Here is a 19,755-nt window from a genome sequence, read left to right as displayed (position 1 = left end):
CCGACAGGCGGTCGGCGACCGGTGCAGTTCACCGGTTGCCGGCCGCCTGTCGGCGTGCTGCGAGCCCTACGCCGCGCGGATCAGGTGCGTACCTTCTCCCGCATCTCGAAGGTCTCGATGATGTCGCCCACCTGGATGTTGTTGTAGTTACCCAGGGTCAGACCGCATTCGAAGCCCTCGCGGACCTCGGTCGCGTCGTCCTTGAAGCGCTTGAGCGAGCTGATGGTGACGTTGTCCGCCACCACCGCGCCGTCGCGCAGCAACCGGGCCTTGGCGTTGCGTCGGATGATGCCCGAACGGACCATGCAGCCGGCGATGTTGCCGATCTTGGACGAACGGAACACGTCGCGGATCTCCGCGCTGCCCAGCTCGACCTCCTCGAACTCCGGCTTGAGCAGGCCCTTGAGCGCCGCGTCGATCTCCTCGATGGCCTGGTAGATGACGGTGTAGTACCGAATCTCCACGCCTTCGCGGTCGGCGATCTCCCGGACCTTGTTGGAGGCCCGGACGTTGAAACCGATGATCGTCGCCGCTTCGGCGGACGCGCTCGCGAGCATCACGTTGCTCTCGGTGATCGCACCCACACCCCGGTCCAGGATCCGCAGCTGGACCTCGTCCGGGATGTCGAGCTTGAACAGTGCGTCCTCCAACGCCTCGACCGAGCCGGAGACATCGCCCTTGAGGATCAGGTTGAGCGAGGTCTTCTCGCCCTCCTTGATCTGCTCCATGAGCGTCTCCAGGGTGGCCCGGCCGCGCGAGTTCGCGAAGCTGGCCGCCCGCCGTCGGGCCTGCCGCTGCTCGGCGATCTGCCGCACCGTCCGGTCGTCCTGCGCGGCGAGGAAGGTGTCGCCGGCGCTGGGCACCGCGGTGAGGCCGAGCACCAGGACCGGTCGGGCCGGGCCCGCCTCGGCGACCTGGTTGCCCTTCTCGTCGAGCATCGCCCGGACCCGGCCGTGTGCGCCACCCGCCACGATCGAGTCACCGGTACGCAGGGTGCCCTTCTGTACCAGTACGGTCGCCACCGCGCCCCGGCCCTTGTCCAGGTGCGCCTCGATCGCGATGCCCTGTGCCGGGCCGTCGGTCGGAGCGGTGAGCTCGAGCGCCGCGTCGGCGGTCAACAGCACCGCCTCGAGCAGCTGATCGATGCCGATGCCCGGCTTGGCCGCCACGTTGACGAACATGGTCTCGCCGCCGTACTCCTCGGCGACCAGACCGTACTCGGTCAACTGCTGGCGAACCTTGTCCGGGTTGGCCTCCGGCTTGTCGATCTTGTTGACCGCGACCACGATCGGCACGTCGGCCGCCTTGGCGTGGTTCAGCGCCTCGATGGTCTGCGGCATGACTCCGTCGTCGGCCGCGACCACCAGCACCACGATGTCGGTGACCTGCGCACCACGGGCACGCATGGCGGTGAACGCCTCGTGACCCGGGGTGTCGATGAAGGTCAACGCACGGTCCACCCCGTCGTGCGGCACGTGCACCTGGTAGGCACCGATGTGCTGGGTGATGCCGCCGGCCTCGCCCTCGACCAGGTTGGTCTGCCGAATCGCGTCGAGCAGCTTGGTCTTACCGTGGTCGACGTGACCCATCACGGTCACCACCGGCGGTCGGGTGACCAGCCGGTCGGAGTCCACCTCGGCGTCGAGGTCGATGTTGAACTGCGCGAGCAGTTCGCGGTCCTCGTCCTCCGGGCTGACGATCTGCACGTTGAACCCGAGGTGCTCACCCAGCAACTGCAGCGTCTCGTCCGAGCAGGACTGGGTGGCGGTGACCATCTCGCCCAGGTTGAACATCTCCTGGACCAGCGACCCCGGGTTGGCGTTGATCTTGTCAGCGAAGTCCGACAGCGAAGCCCCACGCGACAGCCGGACCGCCTGGCCCTGGCCGCGCGGCGCGCCGGAACTCATCGTCGGCGCGGAGAGGTTGTCAAATTCCTGTCTGCGCTGCTTCTTGGACTTGCGGCCCCTGGTCGGGCGGCCACCAGGCCGCCCGAAGGCACCCGCGGTGCCGCCACCACGGCCGCGACCGCCGCCACCGGGCCGACCCCCGCCACCGGCAGGGGCACCACCACGGAAACCGCCGCCGCCACCGGGACCACCCCGGTAACCGCCGCCGCCACCGCCGCCACCAGGGCCGCCGCGGTAACCGCCGCCACCGCCGCCGCCACCGGGACCACCCCGGTAACCGCCGCCACCGCCGCCACGGCCGCCGCCACCGGGACCACCGGGGCGACCGGCGCCACCGGGACCACCGGGGCGACCCGGGCGCTGCGACGGCATCGACGCCGGACTCGGCCGCGGCGGCATCGACGCCGGACTCGGCCGCGGCGGCATCGACGCCGGGTTGGGCCGCTGGCCGCCACCGGCGGCGGGTCGTTGCCCGCCACCCTGGCTGATGCCGAACGGGTTGTTACCGCCCCGCGCCGGCGGGCGGGCACCCGGCCGACCGGGTGCCCCCGGCGACGGCGCACCGGGCGCCGACGGCCGACCGCCGGTCGAGCGACCGGCTGCCGGGCTACCCGGACGCGGCGGCACCGACCCCGGTCCGGGCTTGGGTCGGGGACCGCCGTCCGCCGGAGGCTCCCGCCGGCCGGTGTCCCGCTGCTTCGCCGCCTGCTGGGCGGCCTTGACGTTGGCCTCCTGCTCGGCCTTGAGCGCTGCCGCCCGCGCCTCGGCGGCGGCCACCTCGATGTCGTGCGCGCTCGCTGGCTTGGCCACCGGGGCCGCCGACGGCGGCGGACCGGGCACCGGGGCCTTGGGGCGCATCGACGACGGCGCCGCCGGCCGGCGCGGTGGCGCCGGCTTGGCGGAGACTCTCGGCTCGGTGCTGTTCGCCGGCGACGCGGCCGGCCGGGCCGGTGCCGACGGCGACGACTGGGACGCCGCCGCGAACGCACCACGGAGGCGTCGGGCCACGGGTGCTTCCACCGTGCTCGACGCGGATTTCACGAACTCGCCCATCTCCTTGAGCTTGGCGAGAACGGTCTTGCTTTCGACCCCGAGCTCTTTGGCGAGCTCGTGTACGCGGGCCTTGCCTGCCACTGCACTCCTCACTCCGAGGTCGTGCGGGCAGCACCCGCAGCGACCTCACTCGTGCACTAGAAGCCTGCTCATTGCTGGGACTTCATCGTGTGCTCATGTCGGTCGTCCTACCTTGCTGTGCGACCCTCGTCCGGCCGGATGACCGGACGTAGCGGTTGACGTGCTGATGTACTCGGCCAGCTCCCCGGTGTCGACGACACCGGGGACCCGCAGCGCCCGCCCGAAGGCGCGACGCCGCTGCGCCAGCTCCAGACACGCCGGATCGGGATGCAGGTGCGCACCCCGCCCCGGTAGACCACGGATCGGATCAGGTCGCAGGCGCGACACGTGCTCGCCTCCAACTACGACAACCCGTAGCAGCTCGTGAACCGGTGCACGTCGTCGGCAGCCCACACAGGTGCGCACCGGCAACGCACGTCGTACCACGAGAAAAGTCTACCCCGACGCGCCAGAGACTGCGCCGCCCGGTTCGGGGGCCGGGTCCCGACCGGCGGAACCGGCCTCGGTGTCCGGCCGGATGTCGATCCGCCAGCCGGTCAATCGGGCAGCAAGCCGGGCATTCTGCCCTTCCCTGCCGATGGCCAGCGAGAGCTGGAAGTCCGGCACCGTCACCCGGGCGGTACGGATGGCTGCGTCGACCACCTCGACCCGCAACGCCTTCGCCGGCGACAGCGCGTTGCCCACGAAGGCGGCAGCGTCGTCGGACCAGTCGATGATGTCGATCTTCTCGCCGTGCAGTTCGCTCATCACCGCCCGCACCCGCTGGCCCATCGGACCGATGCAGGCGCCCTTGGCGTTGACCCCGGAAGCGGTCGACCGTACCGCGATCTTGGTCCGATGGCCGGCTTCCCGGGCGATCGCCGCGATCTCCACGGTGCCGTCGGCGATCTCCGGGACCTCCAGCGCGAACAGCCGCTTGACCAGGTTGGGGTGGGACCGGGACAGGGTGATCTGCGGCCCCCGGAACCCTTTGGCCACATGCACCACCACGCACCGGATCCGCTGGCCGTGCGGGTAGCTCTCGCCCGGCACCTGCTCGGCGGCGGGCAGCACCGCCTCCAACTTGCCCAGGTCGACGGTGACGATCCCCTTCTCTTTACGCGCCTCGTGCGCCTGGATCACCCCGGTGACGAGATCACCGTCGCGCCCGGCGTACTCCCCGAAGTGAACTTCGTCGGTCGCTTCCCGCAACCGCTGCAGAATCACCTGTTTGGCGGTCATCGCGGCGATCCGCCCGAAGTCATGCGGCGTGTCGTCCCACTCGCGCAGCACCGCGCCCTCGGCGTCGAGATCCTGGGCGTAGACCAGCGCCATCCCGCTGCGCCGGTCGATCTCGACCCGGGCATGGGTCTGCGCACCCTCGGTGTGCCGGTACGCGGTCAGCAGCGCGGCCTCGATCGCCGCGAGAATCGTGTCGAACGGGATCTCCCGCTCGCGCTCCAGTGCGCGCAGCGCCGCGAGGTCGATGTTCACCTCTCCTCGTCCTCCACTTCGTCGTCGTCGGACGGGTCGTCGACATCCGCCGGGTCGTCGTCGACGACCTCGTCGAGGCGGTTGAACTCCACCTGGACCCGCCCGGGGCCGAGGTCGTCGTAGGGCCACCGCTGGACGCCGCCGTCGACGTCCAGCTGCACCGATTCGTCGTCGGCGGTGATGATCCGACCGGTCAACTGGCGCTGGGCCACGGTCACCCGCACCAGCCGGCCGGCGTTGCGGCGCCAGTGCCGGGGCAACCGCAGGGGGCGGTCCACTCCGGGCGAGCTGACCTCGAGCTGGTACTCGCCGGCGATCAGCTCCACGCCGGCGACCGACTCGGCCTCGTCCAGGGCCGCCGAGACCGCACGGGACACCTCGGCCACCGAGTCGAGCCCGACACCGCCGTCGGCATCGACGATCACCCGGACCAGGTGTCGACGACCCACCCGGGAGACCGAGACGTCCTCCAGATCGAAGCCGGCGGCCCGGACCACCGGCTCGACGATCGCGCGCAACCGGTCACGCCGGGCCGCAGCCGGGACCTGGGGCCGTTGCGTGCCGTCCGCACGGGGCCGGGTGGTGGCGGCCCGACGGGCGCGGGAACCGGGTGACCTGCCACCGGCACGGTCACGCTGTGTCATCTCCGCACCCTTCCACCGTTATCTTCTTCGTTGGCCGCTCGACGCGACACCAGCGGTGCCGCCGGATGTTACTCCGCCACGACTGGGCAGAGCGTAACGCGCGGCCGAGGCGATCGACCCCCCGGCGCACCGAGGAAACCGGACACCCGACCGCAGGCCGATACGGGTAGCCACCCGGGACAGCGACGACCACGTTGAGTCGCGACTGCAGGACTTTCCGGATAGGCTCTCGCCCGCCGATCCCCGGGAGGCGTGGACCGAGTGCGACGCCGATGGTGTTGACTGGTCCGGTGTTCGCGAACCAACCAGGCCGGCGGGCGATCGGCAGGACCGCGCACCCGGCCTCCTCTCCGGTCGTCGGCTGCAGCCGACGCGGAGTGATCCGGGGTGCCGTCGGTGCCGCTGTCGCCGTCGCCGTCCCCGCCGGGCTGGCCGGATGCGGCCTGCTCGGCGGTGAGCCGGAGCCCGAACCGGAGCCGGATCCACTCGCCGGCCTGCTCGCCGCCACGCTGGAGCTGGTAGGTCGCTACGACGCCGCGATGACCACGGCGGCCGAGCTCGGCCCGCTGCTGACCCCGGTCGTCGCCACCCACCGGGCGCACGCCGAGGAGCTCAGCCGGCTGACCGGGATCGCCCTACCGGCCCCGACGCCCGCTGATCCCGGCGGCCAGCCCACCGACCCGGGCTCAGCCGTACCGCCGGGCACCGTACCGCCGGGCACGGCCGCACCGGGGGCCGGCACCTCGGCCCCGCCGGTCGACCGGGCCGCCGTACTCACCGCGTTGCGGTCCGCGGAGGAGGCTGCCGCAGCCGAGGCCGCAGCCGCGTGCCACACCGCCGCCGCCGACCGGGCCGCGCTACTGGGCTCGATTGCCGCCGCCCGCACCTGCCACCTTGAGGTGCTTCGTTGAGCGTGGATCACCGGATCAGAAGGAGCAGCGACCGTGGCTGACGGGTGGGAGCAGGCACTCGCCGCCGAGTACGCGGCGATCTTCGCCTACGGCGTACTCGGAGTCCAGCTCGACGGCGACGCCGCTGGCCGGGCCCGGGACGCCGAGGCCGCCCACCGGGACCGGCGCGACCAGCTGATCCTGCGGATCGGCGCCGCCGCACCGCCGGTCGACCCGGCCTATCAGCTGCCGTTCCCGGTCACCGACGCGACCAGCGCCCTGCGGTTGGCCGCCGAGGTGGAGGAGCGGGCCGCCGCCGTCTGGCGGGCGGTGCTGCCGGTCACCTCCGGCGCGGACCGCGAGGCGGCGCTCACCGTCCTGATCGAGTACGCGGTCCGCGCGACCCGCTGGCGACAGGCGGCCGGCGTCACCCCGGCCGTACCGACCTGGCCGGGCCGGCCCGGCTGAAGCGAGCCTGACGCGCGACCGGAAATCCCGCGACCGGAACCGCGATTCATGATCCCGGTTGCCGCCCACCTACCCGGTATGCATACTCAGCTGGCATGTCGATCCGCCACGGGCTGCTCGCGCTGCTCGACCGGGGCCCGATGCACGGGTACCAGCTCCGGGCGGCCTTCGAGGAGGCCACCGGTGGGGCGTGGCCGCTCAACATCGGACAGGTGTACACCACGCTCAGCAGGCTGGAACGCGACGGGCTGGTGTGCGCGCTGGCGGGCAACGCGGCCAGGCAGCGGCCGTTCGTCATCACCGACGCCGGCCGGGACGCGCTGACCACCTGGTTCAGCAGCCCGGTCAGCCGCGTCGACCAGGGCCGCGACGAACTGACGGTGAAGATCGCCCTCGCGCTGAGCACGCCCCGGGCAGACGTACGCGGGCTGGTCGCGGCGCAACGGGCGGCAACCCTGGACGCGGTACGGGAGCTGACCCGTGCCCGAGCGAGGTCGGCCGACGTCGACCGCGTCGGCCGGCTGGTGCTCGACGCGATGCTGTTCCGGGCGGAGGCGGAGATCCGCTGGCTCGACCACTGTGAGACCAGTCTGCTGGGCCCCGGTCCGGTCAGGGCAGGGTGAGGATCTCGAAGCCGTCCTCGGTGACCACGATCGTGTGCTCGAACTGGGCGGTCCACCGGCGGTCCTTGGTGACCACCGTCCAACCGTCCCGCCACATGTCGTACTCGTGCGTGCCAAGCGTGATCATCGGCTCGACGGTGAACGTCATCCCCGGTTCCATCACGTCCGTGGGTCGTGGACTGTCGTAGTGCGGAACGTACAGCCCGCTGTGGAACGCCTCACCGATGCCGTGGCCGGTGAAGTCGCGTACCACGCCGTAGCCGAACCGACGGGCGTAGGACTCGATCACCCGGCCGATCACGTTGATCTGCCGCCCCGGAGCCACCGCCCGGATGCCCCGCATCATCGCCTCGTGGGTCCGCTCGACCAGCAGTTGGGCCTCCTGCGAGACCTCGCCGACGCAGAAGGTCGCGTCGGTGTCGCCGTGCACCCCACCGATGTAGGCGGTCACGTCGACGTTGACGATGTCGCCGTCGGCCAGCACCGTGGAGTCGGGGATGCCGTGGCAGACGACCTCGTTGAGGCTGGTGCAGCAGGACTTGGGGAACCCCTTGTAGCCCAGGGTCGACGGGTAGGCGCCGTTGTCACAGAGGAAGTCGTGCACCACCGCGTCGATCTCGTCGGTGGTCACCCCCGGTTTGCAGTGCTCACCGGCGAGCTGCACGGCCTGGGCGGCGAGCCGACCCGCCACCCGCATCCGCTCGATCGTCTCCGGAGATTGGACGTGCGAGCCGCGCCAGGGCGCGGGCTGCTTGCGACCGACGTACTCCGGCCGGACGATGTGCGCCGGCACCGGCCGCCACGGCGAGATCTTTCCAGGGGTCAGCGGAGCGCGGACGGAGGTCATGCGTCCAGCCTAGCGCCGTCGGTGCCGGCCCTACCGGCCGGCGACCGGGCCGCCGCGAACACGCTGAGCAGTCGACCGTTTACCGCCGAATCTTGCTGGATCCGCACAGTTGTGCCATCTTTACGTTCGTGGATCAGCAGGGTCCGGAGCAGCTCTTCTCCGCCACCAGTGACCTGGACGGTGACCGCCTGACGGTCACCGTCACCGGCGAGGTGGACATGGCCACCGCAGAGCACATGTACCGGGCCGCGATCCACGAGGACGCCGGCAAGGTGACCCTCGATCTGCGTGCGGTCTCGTTCTTCGATTCGGCGGCCATCCACGCGCTGCTCCAGCTCACCGACCACTACCCGCAGGCGCTGACGGTGCTGCCGTCCCGGCAGGTCCGCCGGGTCCTGGACATCTCCGGCCTCGGCGGACAGCCGTGGCTGGCCGCCGGCTGATCCCGACCGGCAGCCTGGTCCGGTCGGGTCAGGCCAGCTTCGGTCGGGGAGCCAGTCGACGGCGCAGCGTGACCTCGCTGCCCTGCCCGTCCCGGTCGATCCGCAGCTCGGCCAGGGCTGCGATCAACGCCAGTCCCCGACCGCGGAACCCGGTGGCGGAGGCCTCCCGCCAACCGCCGCTGTCCCGCACGCTGGCGACCAGGTCGTCCCCGTCGATACCGACCTCCAGCCAGATGTCCGACTGGGCGGGGGTGACCGGGTGCTCGATCGCGTTGGCCGCCGCCTCGGAGATCGCCACCGTCAGATCGAACTGGTCGGTGTCGCCGATCCGGTGCGCGGCAAAGAAGTCCGCCAGCCGTCGACGCAGCAGCGCCAGTGCCCGCGCCTGCGCCGGCAGCCGCATCCTGAGGCGGTCCAGCTCGGTCGCCTCCAGCACCAGCACCGCGACGTCGTCGCGACGGGGCCGGCTGGCCACCCGGCGCAGCAGCCGGTCGGCGAGCTCCTCGACGTGGTCGCCGCCGGCTCGGGCGTCGGCCCGGACCTGGTCCAGCCCGGCGTCGATGCCCACGGTGCGGTCCTCGATCAGCCCGTCCGTGTAGCAGATCAGTCGGCTGCCGACGTCGAGCCGGTCGGTCACTGTGCCGTAGCGGCTGTCCCGGATCGCCCCGATCGGTGGGCCGAGCGCCCGGTCGTGCAGCAGCTCGGCCGTTGCGCCGTCGGCCACCACCGGTGGCGGATGGCCGGCGCTGGCGTAGCGCAGCACACCGCTCGACGGTTCGAACCACAGGCAGACCACGGTGGCGAGCGAACGCCGGCCCATCGTCGTGACCAGCCGGTTCAGCCGGGTGAGGGCGTCACCGGGCGAGAAACCCTCCAGCAGGTAGGCCCGCAGCGCGTTGCGCAGCTGACCCATGTTGGCCGCCGCGTTCACACCCTTGCCGACCACGTCCCCGATCACCAGAACCAGCCGGCCACCACCGACCTCCACCATGTCGTACCAGTCGCCGCCGACCTCCGCCTCGGCGTTGCCGGGCAGGTAGCGGCTGGCGACCAGCGCGCCGGGCACCCGGGGCAGCGCCTGGGGCAGCAGGCTGTGCTGCAGGGTGCTGGCGATGCGGTGTTCCGCCTCGTACAGCCGGGCGTTGCCCAGCCGCAGCCCGACCATCCGGGCGAACTCCGCCACCGCCGCCTCATCGGTGTCCGGGTCGGCGCCGGCACCGTCGAACGGCCAGACCGACAACTCGCCGAGCCGTTGCCCGTCGGCGCCGATGAACGGGGTGGCCGTTTCCGGGTCGGCGGAGGGCTGGCCGCCGCCGTCCGCCTCGTGGCGGGCGCCCGGGGCGGTGGCGACCACCTTCGACGCCCGCACCAACCGCTGCACGTGTTCGACCGCGACCCGCAGCACCTCGTTGGTGGTCTGCGCGGTGTTGACCGCGACGGCGGCGTCGGCGAGGGCCCGCAGTTGGTGGATGATCCGGCCCCGCAGCTGACCCAGCTCGACGTTGGCCCGCACCCTGGCGACGAGTTCCTGCGCGGCGAACGGCTTCACCAGGTAGTCGTCGGCGCCGGCGGACAGCCCTTGCACGGCGGCGTCGGGCCCGGCCCGGGCGGAGAGCACGACGATCGGCACATGCCGGGTCCGCCGGTCCGCACGCAACGCCGTGACCAGGCCGAAGCCATCCAGTTCCGGCATCATCACGTCGGTCAGGATCACATCGAAGGGGGTACGGGTGGCGAGGGCCAGCGCCGCGGCGCCGTCGGCCGCGGCGACCACCTGCCAGTACGGTGCCAGCAACCGGGTCACGTGGTCCCGCAGGTCGGCGTTGTCGTCGGCCACCAGGACCCGCCCGACGGGCTGATCGACCCGTGGCTGCTCGGTCACCTCCCGCGCCGGCCCGACGCTCCACCGCTGCGTCTCGGCCAGGTACAGCTGTCTGGTGTCGCCGGCCGAGTCGCGCCCGGCCCTCCGGTCGGAGTCCTCGCCGGGCGTCCGGTCGGCGACCTGGCCGGCCGGCGGGGTCGGCCCGACGCCGACCGGAATCTCGACGGTGAAGGCACTGCCCTGACCGGGTTCGCTGCAGACCGCGACGGTCCCGCCGTGCAGTTGGACGAGCTCACGGACCAGCGCCAGCCCGATCCCGGTGCCTTCGTGGCTGCGGGCCCGGGTGCCGGCCACCCGGTGAAACCGCTCGAACAGGTGCGGCAGGTCGGCGGCGGGAATACCGACCCCGGTGTCGGCGACGGTGAGCTCGACCGACGTGCCGAGCGCCCGCAACCGCACGGTGATGGTGCCGTCGAAGGTGAACTTCACCGCGTTGGACAGCAGGTTCAGGACGACCTTCTCCCACAGGCCCGGGTCCACCTGCACGGTCCCGGGCAGCGGTGGGCACTGCACGACCAGGTCCAGCCCGGCCCGCTGGGCGGCCGACCGGAACGTGCTGGCCAACCGGTTCGTCAAGTCGGCCAGGTCGACCGGCTGCAGCGCCGCCCGCGCCCGGCCGGATTCCAGCCGGGAGAAGTCCAGCACGGTGTTGACCAGCTTGAGCAGGCGCAGGGCGTTGCGGTGCATCATCTCGGCCCGCTCGCGATGTGCCACCGGCAGGTCCACGTCGGCGAGCTGGTCCTCGATCGGGCCGAGCAGCAACGTCAGCGGAGTCCGGAACTCGTGACTGACGTTGGCGAAGAAGTCGGTCTTGGCCTGGTCGATCACGGCGAGTTCGGCGGCCCGGGCCCGCTCGTGCAGATAGGCCCGCTGGGTGGTCACCGCGCTGGAGATCTGGGTGGTGAGCAGATCGAAGAAGTCGCGGTAGTCACTGGTGAACGGCAGGTGCCGGCTGCGGCCGAGGACGAGGGCACCGACCGGGTCGGTCGCCGCACAGATCGGCAGGACGAGCACCTCCGGCGCCGCGGTGTCCGGTGGTACGGCGACGAAGTCCGCCGCCCGGGCGGTCCGCGTGGTACCGCTGTGCAAGGCGTCCAGCAGCGCGGACGGGGCATCGCCCGGGCTCGGATGCGGCGGCGCGGTGACGGTCTGCGCCGCGACGCCGGTGCAGCCGGCCAGCCGTGCGGAGTCCGCGTCCGATCCGAGGTAGAGCAGGGCGAACGGGATGTCGCCGCGGCAGGTGTCGAGCACCTCCAGCACACCACGGCGTAGGTCGGCCTGGCTCTGCAGGTCGGACAACCGGCTACCCAGCCCGGTCAGGGTACGCATCCGACGCTCGCCGAGCACCCGCCCGGTGGTCTCGCTGACGATGCAGAAGACACCCCCGACGCTGCCGTCCTCGACCCACAGCGGGTCGTAGGAGACGTCGAAGTAGGTCTGCTCGAGGAAGCCGTGCCGTTCGAGCAGGAACGGATGGTCGGTGCCACGGTAGGCGGTCCCGCTCTCGACCACCCTGGCGAACAGCGGCTCCAGCACGTCCCACAGCTCCGACCAGTGCTCGGCGGCGGGCTTGCCCAGGGCGGCCGGATGCTTCGCGCCGATGGTGGGCAGGTAGGTGTCGTTGTAGAAGGCGCGCAGCTGCGGCCCCCAGTAGAGCACGATCTGGGCCTGCGACGAGAGCATCATGCCGACCGCCTGGCACAGACTGGCCGGCCAACTGTCCAGCGCGCCGAGTGGGCTGCGGCTCCAGTCGCGCTCCCGGATCAGCCGGTTGGTCTCGCCGGCCCGGTCGAGGGCGGCGGCGAGCAAGGCGGGGACGGCCGGTCGAGGAGCCGGCACCGGTGGGGCGCCCACCGACCGATCGCCCTCTGTCATCGCTGGCCACCCTCGCTCGTCGAACCCGTCACCGGCCGTCGACACCGCGTCCATTTGCGGAGTCCCGCCACGCCCGCCGGCCAGGCCGGGCCCGGTCGTGCGGCGTGGGTCGCCTCCTACCCCGGCGCCGCTCGAACGTAACGTGTGGTCGACTGGGGCGGTCAGGAGAAGGCGGGCAGATCGTCGATGCTGGTCGCGTTGCGGGTCGCCCGGTACTCGGCGAGGTCCTCGGCGGTCCGCCGGGAGTTCGCCCGGACCAGCAGGTCGCGATCCCCGCGGTAGTCCATCAGCGGGACGCCGTACCCGCAGGAGTCACTGATCCGATGGACGTCGACGGACACCACCGCGCCGACGCCGTGCAGCCGGACGACCAACGGCGGACCGTCGAAGGCACAGAACATCACCGTGATCCGCCCGTTGTCCCGCACGTGTGCCACAGTTTCGGCACCGCTGCCGTGGTAGTCGAGGTACCCGACCTGATGTTCACCGAACACCGCGAACGCGCCCCGCATCCCCTTCGGCGACACGTTGACGTGTCCCCGCCCGTCGGAGGGCGCGGTGGCCACAAAGAACATCGGCTGAGCTTCGATGAAGTCACGCAGCCGACCGTCGATGGCGGCGTGCAGTCTGCCCGTGCCACCAATCGTCGCACGTCGGAATCACCCGTTGACTTGGAGTGCGCTCGAAGAAATAGCGTGCCGTGGGTGGCCAGGGGGTCGGTGCGGCGCGGTCTGTCACCGGACCGCCCGGTCGGGACGTCATGCCGGGTACGGGCGCCGAACCGGCGCCGGCAGACATGGCCAGCGGCATCGGAGAGGCGGTCACCGTGGCAGGTGAGATGAGGCGACTGCTGGAACAGGAGCTGGCCGCCCGGCCGGCCCCACCGATCGGGGATCTGGTCGCCGAGTCGGTACGCCTGGGGCGGCGGCGCCGCCGCAACCGACGGGCCGCCGGCGTGGGGATCGCCGCCGCCCTGGCGACGGGTGCCGTACTACTGGTTCCGGCGGTGGTGGGGGTCGGGCTGCCGGTGCCGGGCGGTGAACCGCCCGACGTCGGTGCGCCGGGCGTCGGTCAGCCGGTGGCACCGGCCGGGTCGGTCACCCCCAGCGCGGGACCGGCCGAGGCGACGAGCATCGCAGCTGCGCCGCCGGCCACCGGGGAGCCGACGGTCCGGTCCGGATGTGACGTCAACGGCGGCACGGCCACGGTCACCGCACTGCCGGCCGCGCCCACCGAGGTGGCCAACTGTCCGGTCGCCGAGGTGTGGGACCTCGACATCCCGCCGGTCGCTATCGGCGACACCGCGCCGGCCACCGCGGAGGGTGCGCTGGAACTGCTCACCCGGCTGCTGCCGGACGGCCGGATCAGCGGGTACGCCAAGGGAGACCCGGCCGGGTCGGCGGGCGCGGTGGCGGTGCAGCTCCAGCTGGACCGGGGAGACGGACCCCTGCTGATCCGGTTCTCGGTGTCGTCCGACCAGTTGCCCGCCGACGCGCTGGCGGCGGGCTGCGCCGCCGGCCAGATCTGCTACCCACTGGCCGACGGCGGCACGGTGACTTTCGACGATGTCTCCGACGCCTGCCTCGGTGGCCGCTCGGTGCGGTACCACCGAGCCGACGGCACCCTGATCCAGCTGGATCTGGCCCGATGCCGCGGTCGCCCGGCCCGGAGCACTCCGCTACCGACGGCGTTGACCGGTCAGGAGGCCCTCGCCGTCGTCCTCGATCCGCGCTGGGGTACCCGGCTGCCGGCGGACCTGGTACGCGAGGGCCTCGTCAGGTTCGGCGAGCTGCCCGTGGCCGGCACCCGCTGACCGGCCGACCCTGTCGCCCGCACTACTGTTGACCGATGGCCCGTCTGTCGCCAGGTGACCACCGTCCGGAGCGGGACCGTGACCCCGCAGGTCGGCCACGCAACGCCCGGCCGCGCGACGAGCTGGGTCGGCCGTTGCCGCCGGGCGCGTCGGGCGTACCGACCATGCCCGACGACCTGGTGCTCACCCCGCACGACGCGCTCGACGAGGCGCAGCGGCTGCTCGACGCCGGCCGGCCGTTCCACGCCCACGAGGTGCTGGAGTCGGCTTGGAAGGCGGCACCGACGGTGGAGCGTGAGTTCTGGCGCGGGCTGGCGCAGCTGGCGGTCGGGCTCACCCACGCGCGGCGGGGCAACCCGGCCGGCGCGGCGCGGCTGCTGGCCAGGGCAGCGGACCGGATCGCGCCATACGCCGGGCAGCGGCCGTACGGTGTACCCGTGCCGGATCTGGTGCGGTTCGGCCGGGACACGGCCGACCGGCTCGCCCACGACGCAGCCGTCGACCTCACTGTCCGGCTACGGGCCGATCCGGGCCACGCGACAACCGCTCGGTGATCTCCCCGGCCGGCACCGGACGACCGAAATGCCAGCCCTGGGCCTGGTCGCAGCCGAGTGCCACCAGCCGGTCCGCCTGTTCCCCGGTCTCCACCGCCTCGGCGGTGACCGTCAGGTTGAGCGCGTGGGCCAGCCGGACCAGCGCGTCGACGATCCGCTCGTCGCGGTCGCCCTCGGGACCGGCGACCCGCATCCCTTCCACGAAGGGACCGGCGAGTTTGAGCACGTGGATCGGCATCCGCCGCAGGTAGGCGAGGTTGGAGTAGCCGGTGCCGAAGTCGTCGATGGCCAACCGGACACCAAGCCCGGCCAGCCCGCGCAACGCCGGCAGCGGCTCACCGCCGGTGGCCATCACCGCGCTCTCGGTCAACTCCAGCTGCAGTAGCTCCGGTGGCAGACCGGTCCGGGTGAGCACCCCGGCCACCTCCCCGACGAGCTGCGGGTCGCTGACCTGACGGGCGGAGATGTTGACGCTGACCACGATCGGAGCCCGCGGGTGCTCGGCCCGCCACCGGCACGCCTGCCGGCACGCCTGTTCCAGCACCCATCGGCCGAGTCGGACGATCAGCCCGGTCTCCTCGGCGAGGGCGACGAACCGGTCCGGCCCGAGCCGACCGAGCGTCGGATGCTGCCAGCGGATCAGCGCCTCGACGGCGGACACCGTCCGGTCGGACAGCCGGGTGATCGGCTGATACTCGACGATGAACTCGCCACGGTCCAGCGCGGCCGGCAGCGCGGCGGCGAGCGCCGAGCGGGTGACGTCGCGAGCGCCGCGTACCGGGTCGAAGACGGCCCACCGGCCTCGCCCGTCGGCCTTGGCCCAGTACAGCGTGGTGTCGGCGGCTTTCATCACCTCGGTGGGGGTGGTGCCGGCCGTGGGCGAGGCGACGACCCCGATGCTCGCCGACACGGTCAACTGGTGCCCGTCGACCTGGATCGGAGCGGCCAGCGCCGCCAGCGCGGCCTGGGCGACACCGACCAGTTGCGGCGTGCCGGTGCAGTGGGTCACCAGGATCACGAACTCGTCACCGCCCATCCGGGCGACCAGGTGCCCGGAGTCGGCGGCGCTGTCGGCGAGCCGCCGCGCCACCACGGCGAGCAGTTGGTCGCCGACGTCGTGACCGAGCCCGTCGTTGATCGACTTGAACCCGTCGAGATCCAGGAAGCAGACGCCGACCTGTCTGTCCGGGTCGGCCAGCGCCCGGGCGAGCCGGTCGAAGAAGAGCACCCGGTTGGGCAGCCCGGTCAGCGGGTCGTGCTCGGCCTGGAAACGCAGCCGTTCCTGCAGCTCGTACCGGTCGGTGATGTCCTCGACCATCGCGACGGTGAACCGGGGTCGGCCGTCGTCGTGCCGGATCAGCGACACCGCGAGGTCCGTCCAGATCGGTGCGCCGTCCTTGCGGTAGTAGCGCTTCTCCACTCGGGCCCGGTCGTGCTTGCCTTCGATGAGTTCAAGGTAGAACTGGTACATGCCGGGCGCGTCGTCCGGGTGGAACAGCTGCCCGACGTTGATTTCCCGCAGTTCCGCGATGGTGTAGCCGAGCATGTCGGCGAACGCCTGGTTGACGTCGATGATCCGCCCGTCGAGGTCGGCCAGCCCGATGCCGATCGCCGCGCCGGTGAATACCGCCCGGAACCGGATCTCGCTGTCGCGCAGTGCCTGCTCGGCCGCGTCCCGGGCGGACCAGGCCGCCTGCCGGATGCTGGACTGCTGCGCGAAGGTCCGGTTGCGCAGCGCCCGGGCGTACCCCTCGGCGAGTGCGCCCTGCAGGTGGCTGATCCGTTCCCGGGCCGGTACCGATGTCGCCAGCTGCGGCAACACCTGCGGCAGGAAGTCCTCGCCGAGGGCCTGGACGGTCCAGCCCAGCACGGCCGGCTCGGTCAGGTGGCCCTCCACCAGCCAGCGCCCGACGTCCCGGCCGGCCTGGCCGTCGAACGTCCCGGCCAGCACCGCCGCAGCCAGCCGCAGCGTGTGCCCGTGCAGGATGTCGGCGGTCTCGGCGCAGCTCAGCGGCAGATAGCCGAGCCCACCGGCGGCGGTCGTCCAGTCCTGGGCGAAGCGTCGCGCGCCCTCGGGATCGGCACCGCCATCGCCCGTCTCGGACGTCGCCATGGTCAGACCGCGGCGGCGTCCAGGCGGGCGACGCCGCCGAAGGCGCCGAACCGCTCCGGGTGGGCGTCCACGTCGGCGGCGGTGTCCGGCCGCCACAGTGGCAGGTGGACCACTCCTGGATCGACGATGGTGAAGTCACCAAACATCGCGGTCACCTCGGCTCGCGAGCGCAACGTGATCTCGGTGTCGGTCCGGGCCGACAACCGCTGCGCGGCCAGCACTTCCGGCGGCTGGTCCTCGTAGGTGGCGTGGGAGATCACCAGGTAGCTGCCGACCGCCGCGGTCGCCCGCAGCCGCCGCAGGACGCCCTGCGGATCGTCGGCGTCGGGCAGGAAGTGCGCTACCCCGGCGAGCAGGACGCCGACCGGACGGGTGAAGTCGATCAGCCCGGTCGCGGCGGCCTGCGCGCAGATCGCCTCCGGTTCGCGCAGATCGGCCTGCAGGACCGCGGCCTGCCCCACTCCGGCCAGGATGCTCCGACTGTGCGCCACGGCCACCGGGTCGATGTCCACGTACACCACGGTGGCCGCCGGGTTGACCGCGTGGGCCACCTCGTGGACGTTGCCCACCGTCGGGATGCCGGAGCCGATGTCCAGGAACTGGTCGATGCCATCGGCGAGCAGCACCCGCACCGCCCGACGCAGGAACGCCCGACCGGCCCGCATGGTCTCCGCCAGGTGCGGCGTCATCGCGGCGATCTGCTCGGCGAGTTGACGGTCCACGTCGAAGTTGTGGGCCCCGCCGAGGAAGAAGTCGTACACCCGGGCGGCGCTGGGGCGGCTCAGGTCGACTCCGGCCGGGACTCCACTGGCCTGCTCCGTCATCCTGCCTCCAGCTCGTTCGCGACGTCCGCGTCGGCCCAGCCGTGACGGGCGGGTCGGCACGGGCACCAGCCGTCCGCACCGGGCGCCGGCCCATGCTAACGCCGCGACGGTGGAATGTGCACCGTTGGCAGGTTCACGACATTGCCCTGATCCGGCCCGACACCCGCCCACCGGATCGGCACTATCTCAGCTGGCCGACTCGAGCAGCAGCGAGATGCCCTGCCCGACCCCGATGCACATGGTGCACAGCGCCCGGTCGGCGTCGCGGACCCCGAGCTCCAGCGCGGCGGTCAGCGCCAGCCGCGCCCCGCTGGCCCCGAGCGGGTGCCCCAGGGCGATCGCCCCGCCGTTCGGGTTGACGTGCTCCGCCTCGGCCGGCAGACCCAGCTCCCGCAGCACCGCCACCGCCTGCGCGGCGAACGCCTCGTTGAGCTCCACGACGTCCACCTCGGACAGCTCGACACCCAGCCGACCGAGCAACCGGCGGGTGGCCGGCACCGGCCCGATGCCCATCACCCGGGGCTCGACGCCAGCGGTGGCCGCGCCGGCCACCCGGGCCAGCGGGGTGAGACCGTACCGCCGGACGGCGGCGTCACTGGCCACCAGCAGCGCGACCGCGCCGTCGTTGACCCCGGAGGAGTTGCCGGCGGTCACCGTACCGTCGGCGCGGAACGGCGTCGGCAGGGCGGCCAGCTTCTCCAGCGACGTCTGCCGGGGGTGTTCGTCGACCGATACGGTCACCGTGCCCTTGCGGCCCTGCGGCACCTCGATCGGCACGATCTCGGCGGCCAACCGGCCGCTCCCCTGGGCCTGGGCGGCCCGCTGCTGGGACCGCAGCGCGAAGGTGTCCTGCGCGGCCCGCTCCACACCGTACTCGGCGGCCACGTTCTCCGCCGTCTCCGGCATCGAGTCGGTGCCCCAGCCGGCCCGCATCAGCGGGTTGACCAGCCGCCAGCCGATGGTGGTGTCGTGGATCTCCGCGGTACGCCCGTACGCCGTGGCCGCCTTCGGCAGCACGAACGGCGCCCGGCTCATGCTCTCCACCCCGCCGGCGACGACCAGGTCCGCCTCGCCGGCTACCACCGAGCGGGCGGCGATCGCCACCGCGTCCAGCCCGGAGCCGCAGAGCCGGTTCACCGTGGTGCCGCTGGTCCCGGTCGGCAGGCCGGCCAGCAGCGCCGCCATTCGGGCCACGTTGCGGTTGTCCTCGCCGGCCTGGTTGGCGCAGCCGAGCACCACGTCGTCGACGGCGTCCCAGTCGACCGATGGATGCCGGGCGACGAGTTCGCGGATCACGTGTGCGGCCAGGTCGTCCGGACGCACCGGGGCGAGCGCCCCGGCGTACCGGCCGAACGGTGTGCGCACCCCGGCGACGAGATAGGCGACGGGCATCTCGGTTCTCCTCGAAAAGGTCAGGGCCGGCGGAAAGGGTCAGGCCCGGCCGGCCTGGGCGGGTGGTCGCTGCCCCCGCTTGGCCGCCTGGATCTGCTCGTAGACGTGCCCGCGCAGCTGGGTGAAGCGCGGCTCGGCGCGGGTGTGCAGCTGGTCTCGGGCGTCCGGCAGGTCGATCCGCAGGCTCTCCTGCACCACGGTCGGCGACGAGGACAGGATCAGCACCCGCTGCCCCAGGTAGACCGCCTCGTCGATGTCGTGCGTGACGAACAGGATGGTCACCCCGAGCCGCTGCCACAGCTGGCGGATCAGGTCCTCCAGGTCCGCGCGGGTCTGGGCGTCGACCGCCGCGAACGGCTCGTCCATCAACAGCACGTCCGGCTGGTACGCGACCGCGCGGGCGATCGCCACCCGCTGCTGCATGCCGCCGGAGAGCTGCCACGGGTAGGCGTTGTGGGTGTCGGCCAGACCGACGGCGGCGAGCGCCTCATCGACCAGTTCCCGACGCCTGCCCCGGGCGATGCGCTTCTGCCGCAGCGGCAGTTCGACGTTGTCCCGCACGCTCATCCACGGGAACAGGCTGCGCCCGTACTCCTGGAAGACGACCGCCATGCCGGGCGGCGGCCCGGTGATCGGCCTGCCGCGCAGCCGGACCTCCCCGGAGGTCGGCGGCAGCAGCCCGGCCATGCACTTGAGCAGGGTGGTCTTGCCGCAGCCGGAGGGGCCGACCAGGCAGACCAGGTCGCCGTCGTCGATGGTGAAGGTGAGGTCGCGCACCGCCTCGACCTGGCGTTGCCGCCCGTCGTAGACCTTGCGCAGGCCCTGGACATCGAGCATGGGCTCGTTACCTCTCTATCGTTTCCGGCGCCGCCA

General features: G+C 72.4%; 17 protein-coding genes and 1 pseudogene. 6 read left to right on the top strand and 12 right to left on the bottom strand.

Annotated features, from left to right (window positions below; all coding sequences use genetic code 11):
- Window positions 1-80: 80 nt before the first annotated feature.
- The 5 genes and pseudogenes from infB to rimP form a co-directional block, all read right to left on the bottom strand.
- Complete coding sequence (infB, locus tag EDC02_RS02770; RefSeq protein WP_370461509.1) at window positions 81-2,765, bottom strand: translation initiation factor IF-2; 2,685 nt, start codon at window positions 2,763-2,765, stop codon at window positions 81-83.
- 123 nt (window positions 2,766-2,888) lie between these two features.
- Window positions 2,889-3,041 (bottom strand): annotated as a pseudogene (locus EDC02_RS42630) (translation initiation factor IF-2 N-terminal domain-containing protein); the annotation flags it as partial.
- Between the two features lie 93 nt (window positions 3,042-3,134).
- On the bottom strand, window positions 3,135-3,434 hold the full coding sequence (locus EDC02_RS02765; RefSeq protein ID WP_233606328.1) for a YlxR family protein: 300 nt from the start codon (window positions 3,432-3,434) through the stop codon (window positions 3,135-3,137).
- 42 nt (window positions 3,435-3,476) lie between these two features.
- Window positions 3,477-4,514, bottom strand: a complete 1,038-nt coding sequence (gene nusA / locus EDC02_RS02760; RefSeq protein WP_123600593.1) for a transcription termination factor NusA — start codon at window positions 4,512-4,514, stop codon at window positions 3,477-3,479.
- Window positions 4,511-5,158, bottom strand: a complete 648-nt coding sequence (gene rimP, locus EDC02_RS02755; RefSeq protein WP_123600592.1) for a ribosome maturation factor RimP — start codon at window positions 5,156-5,158, stop codon at window positions 4,511-4,513. Before rimP ends, nusA begins: the two co-directional genes overlap by 4 nt.
- Window positions 5,159-5,448: 290 nt before the next feature.
- On the opposite strand from rimP, the gene EDC02_RS02750 reads away from it, so the two are divergent.
- From EDC02_RS02750 to EDC02_RS02740, 3 genes are all read left to right on the top strand, one after another.
- Window positions 5,449-6,069, top strand: coding sequence for a hypothetical protein (locus EDC02_RS02750; RefSeq protein WP_233605702.1), 621 nt, complete (start codon window positions 5,449-5,451; stop codon window positions 6,067-6,069).
- A gap of 33 nt (window positions 6,070-6,102) precedes the next feature.
- Entirely contained in the window at window positions 6,103-6,516 is a 414-nt protein-coding gene (locus EDC02_RS02745; protein WP_199757483.1) for a ferritin-like domain-containing protein, read from the top strand.
- 95 nt (window positions 6,517-6,611) lie between these two features.
- Window positions 6,612-7,139, top strand: coding sequence for a PadR family transcriptional regulator (locus EDC02_RS02740; protein WP_123600590.1), 528 nt, complete (start codon window positions 6,612-6,614; stop codon window positions 7,137-7,139).
- Here EDC02_RS02740 and map read toward each other — a convergent pair.
- The gene (map, locus tag EDC02_RS02735) at window positions 7,126-7,986 is read right to left on the bottom strand and encodes a type I methionyl aminopeptidase (protein ID WP_123600589.1); all 861 of its coding nucleotides are present in this window, start codon (window positions 7,984-7,986) and stop codon (window positions 7,126-7,128) included. The two genes, EDC02_RS02740 and map, sit on opposite strands and share 14 nt — an antisense overlap.
- 128 nt (window positions 7,987-8,114) lie before the next feature.
- On the opposite strand from map, the gene EDC02_RS02730 reads away from it, so the two are divergent.
- Window positions 8,115-8,429 (top strand): STAS domain-containing protein, encoded by a 315-nt coding sequence (locus tag EDC02_RS02730; protein ID WP_123600588.1) that lies wholly within the window; start codon window positions 8,115-8,117, stop codon window positions 8,427-8,429.
- 28 nt (window positions 8,430-8,457) lie between these two features.
- Here EDC02_RS02730 and EDC02_RS02725 read toward each other — a convergent pair whose 3' ends face one another.
- On the bottom strand, window positions 8,458-12,186 hold the full coding sequence (locus EDC02_RS02725) for a SpoIIE family protein phosphatase (RefSeq protein WP_123604428.1): 3,729 nt from the start codon (window positions 12,184-12,186) through the stop codon (window positions 8,458-8,460).
- A 161-nt stretch (window positions 12,187-12,347) separates the two neighbouring features.
- The gene (locus EDC02_RS02720) at window positions 12,348-12,830 is read right to left on the bottom strand and encodes a pyridoxamine 5'-phosphate oxidase family protein (protein WP_199757790.1); all 483 of its coding nucleotides are present in this window, start codon (window positions 12,828-12,830) and stop codon (window positions 12,348-12,350) included.
- Between the two features lie 194 nt (window positions 12,831-13,024).
- Between EDC02_RS02720 and EDC02_RS02715 the strand changes: the two genes are divergently transcribed.
- Together EDC02_RS02715 and EDC02_RS02710 are read left to right on the top strand one after the other, a co-directional pair.
- A complete protein-coding gene (locus EDC02_RS02715) occupies window positions 13,025-13,999 on the top strand; it encodes a hypothetical protein (RefSeq protein WP_148083313.1) in 975 nt (324 codons plus the stop codon).
- A gap of 35 nt (window positions 14,000-14,034) precedes the next feature.
- Window positions 14,035-14,553 carry a DUF309 domain-containing protein gene (locus EDC02_RS02710; RefSeq protein ID WP_123600585.1) on the top strand — a complete coding sequence of 173 codons (519 nt, stop codon included), beginning with the start codon at window positions 14,035-14,037 and terminating at the stop codon, window positions 14,551-14,553.
- On the opposite strand, the gene EDC02_RS02705 is transcribed toward EDC02_RS02710, so the two are convergent.
- From EDC02_RS02705 to EDC02_RS02690, 4 genes are all read right to left on the bottom strand, one after another.
- Window positions 14,504-16,666: a bifunctional diguanylate cyclase/phosphodiesterase gene (locus EDC02_RS02705; RefSeq protein ID WP_123600584.1), complete on the bottom strand. Its 2,163-nt coding sequence runs from the start codon at window positions 16,664-16,666 to the stop codon at window positions 14,504-14,506. The two genes, EDC02_RS02710 and EDC02_RS02705, sit on opposite strands and share 50 nt — an antisense overlap.
- Before the next feature lie 2 nt (window positions 16,667-16,668).
- Window positions 16,669-17,490 (bottom strand): SAM-dependent methyltransferase, encoded by an 822-nt coding sequence (locus EDC02_RS02700; RefSeq protein ID WP_123600583.1) that lies wholly within the window; start codon window positions 17,488-17,490, stop codon window positions 16,669-16,671.
- Window positions 17,491-17,676: 186 nt separating this feature from the next.
- A complete protein-coding gene (pcaF, locus tag EDC02_RS02695) occupies window positions 17,677-18,882 on the bottom strand; it encodes a 3-oxoadipyl-CoA thiolase (protein WP_123600582.1) in 1,206 nt (401 codons plus the stop codon).
- A gap of 39 nt (window positions 18,883-18,921) precedes the next feature.
- Window positions 18,922-19,719 carry an ABC transporter ATP-binding protein gene (locus EDC02_RS02690; protein WP_123600581.1) on the bottom strand — a complete coding sequence of 266 codons (798 nt, stop codon included), beginning with the start codon at window positions 19,717-19,719 and terminating at the stop codon, window positions 18,922-18,924.
- Between the last annotated feature and the right edge of the window lie 36 nt (window positions 19,720-19,755).

This window comes from Micromonospora sp. Llam0 (assembly GCF_003751085.1).
Taxonomy (GTDB): Bacteria; Actinomycetota; Actinomycetes; order Mycobacteriales; family Micromonosporaceae; genus Micromonospora_E.
The sequence above is the reverse complement of the archived record's forward strand: the minus strand, read 5'-3'. Positions and strand labels throughout refer to the sequence as shown.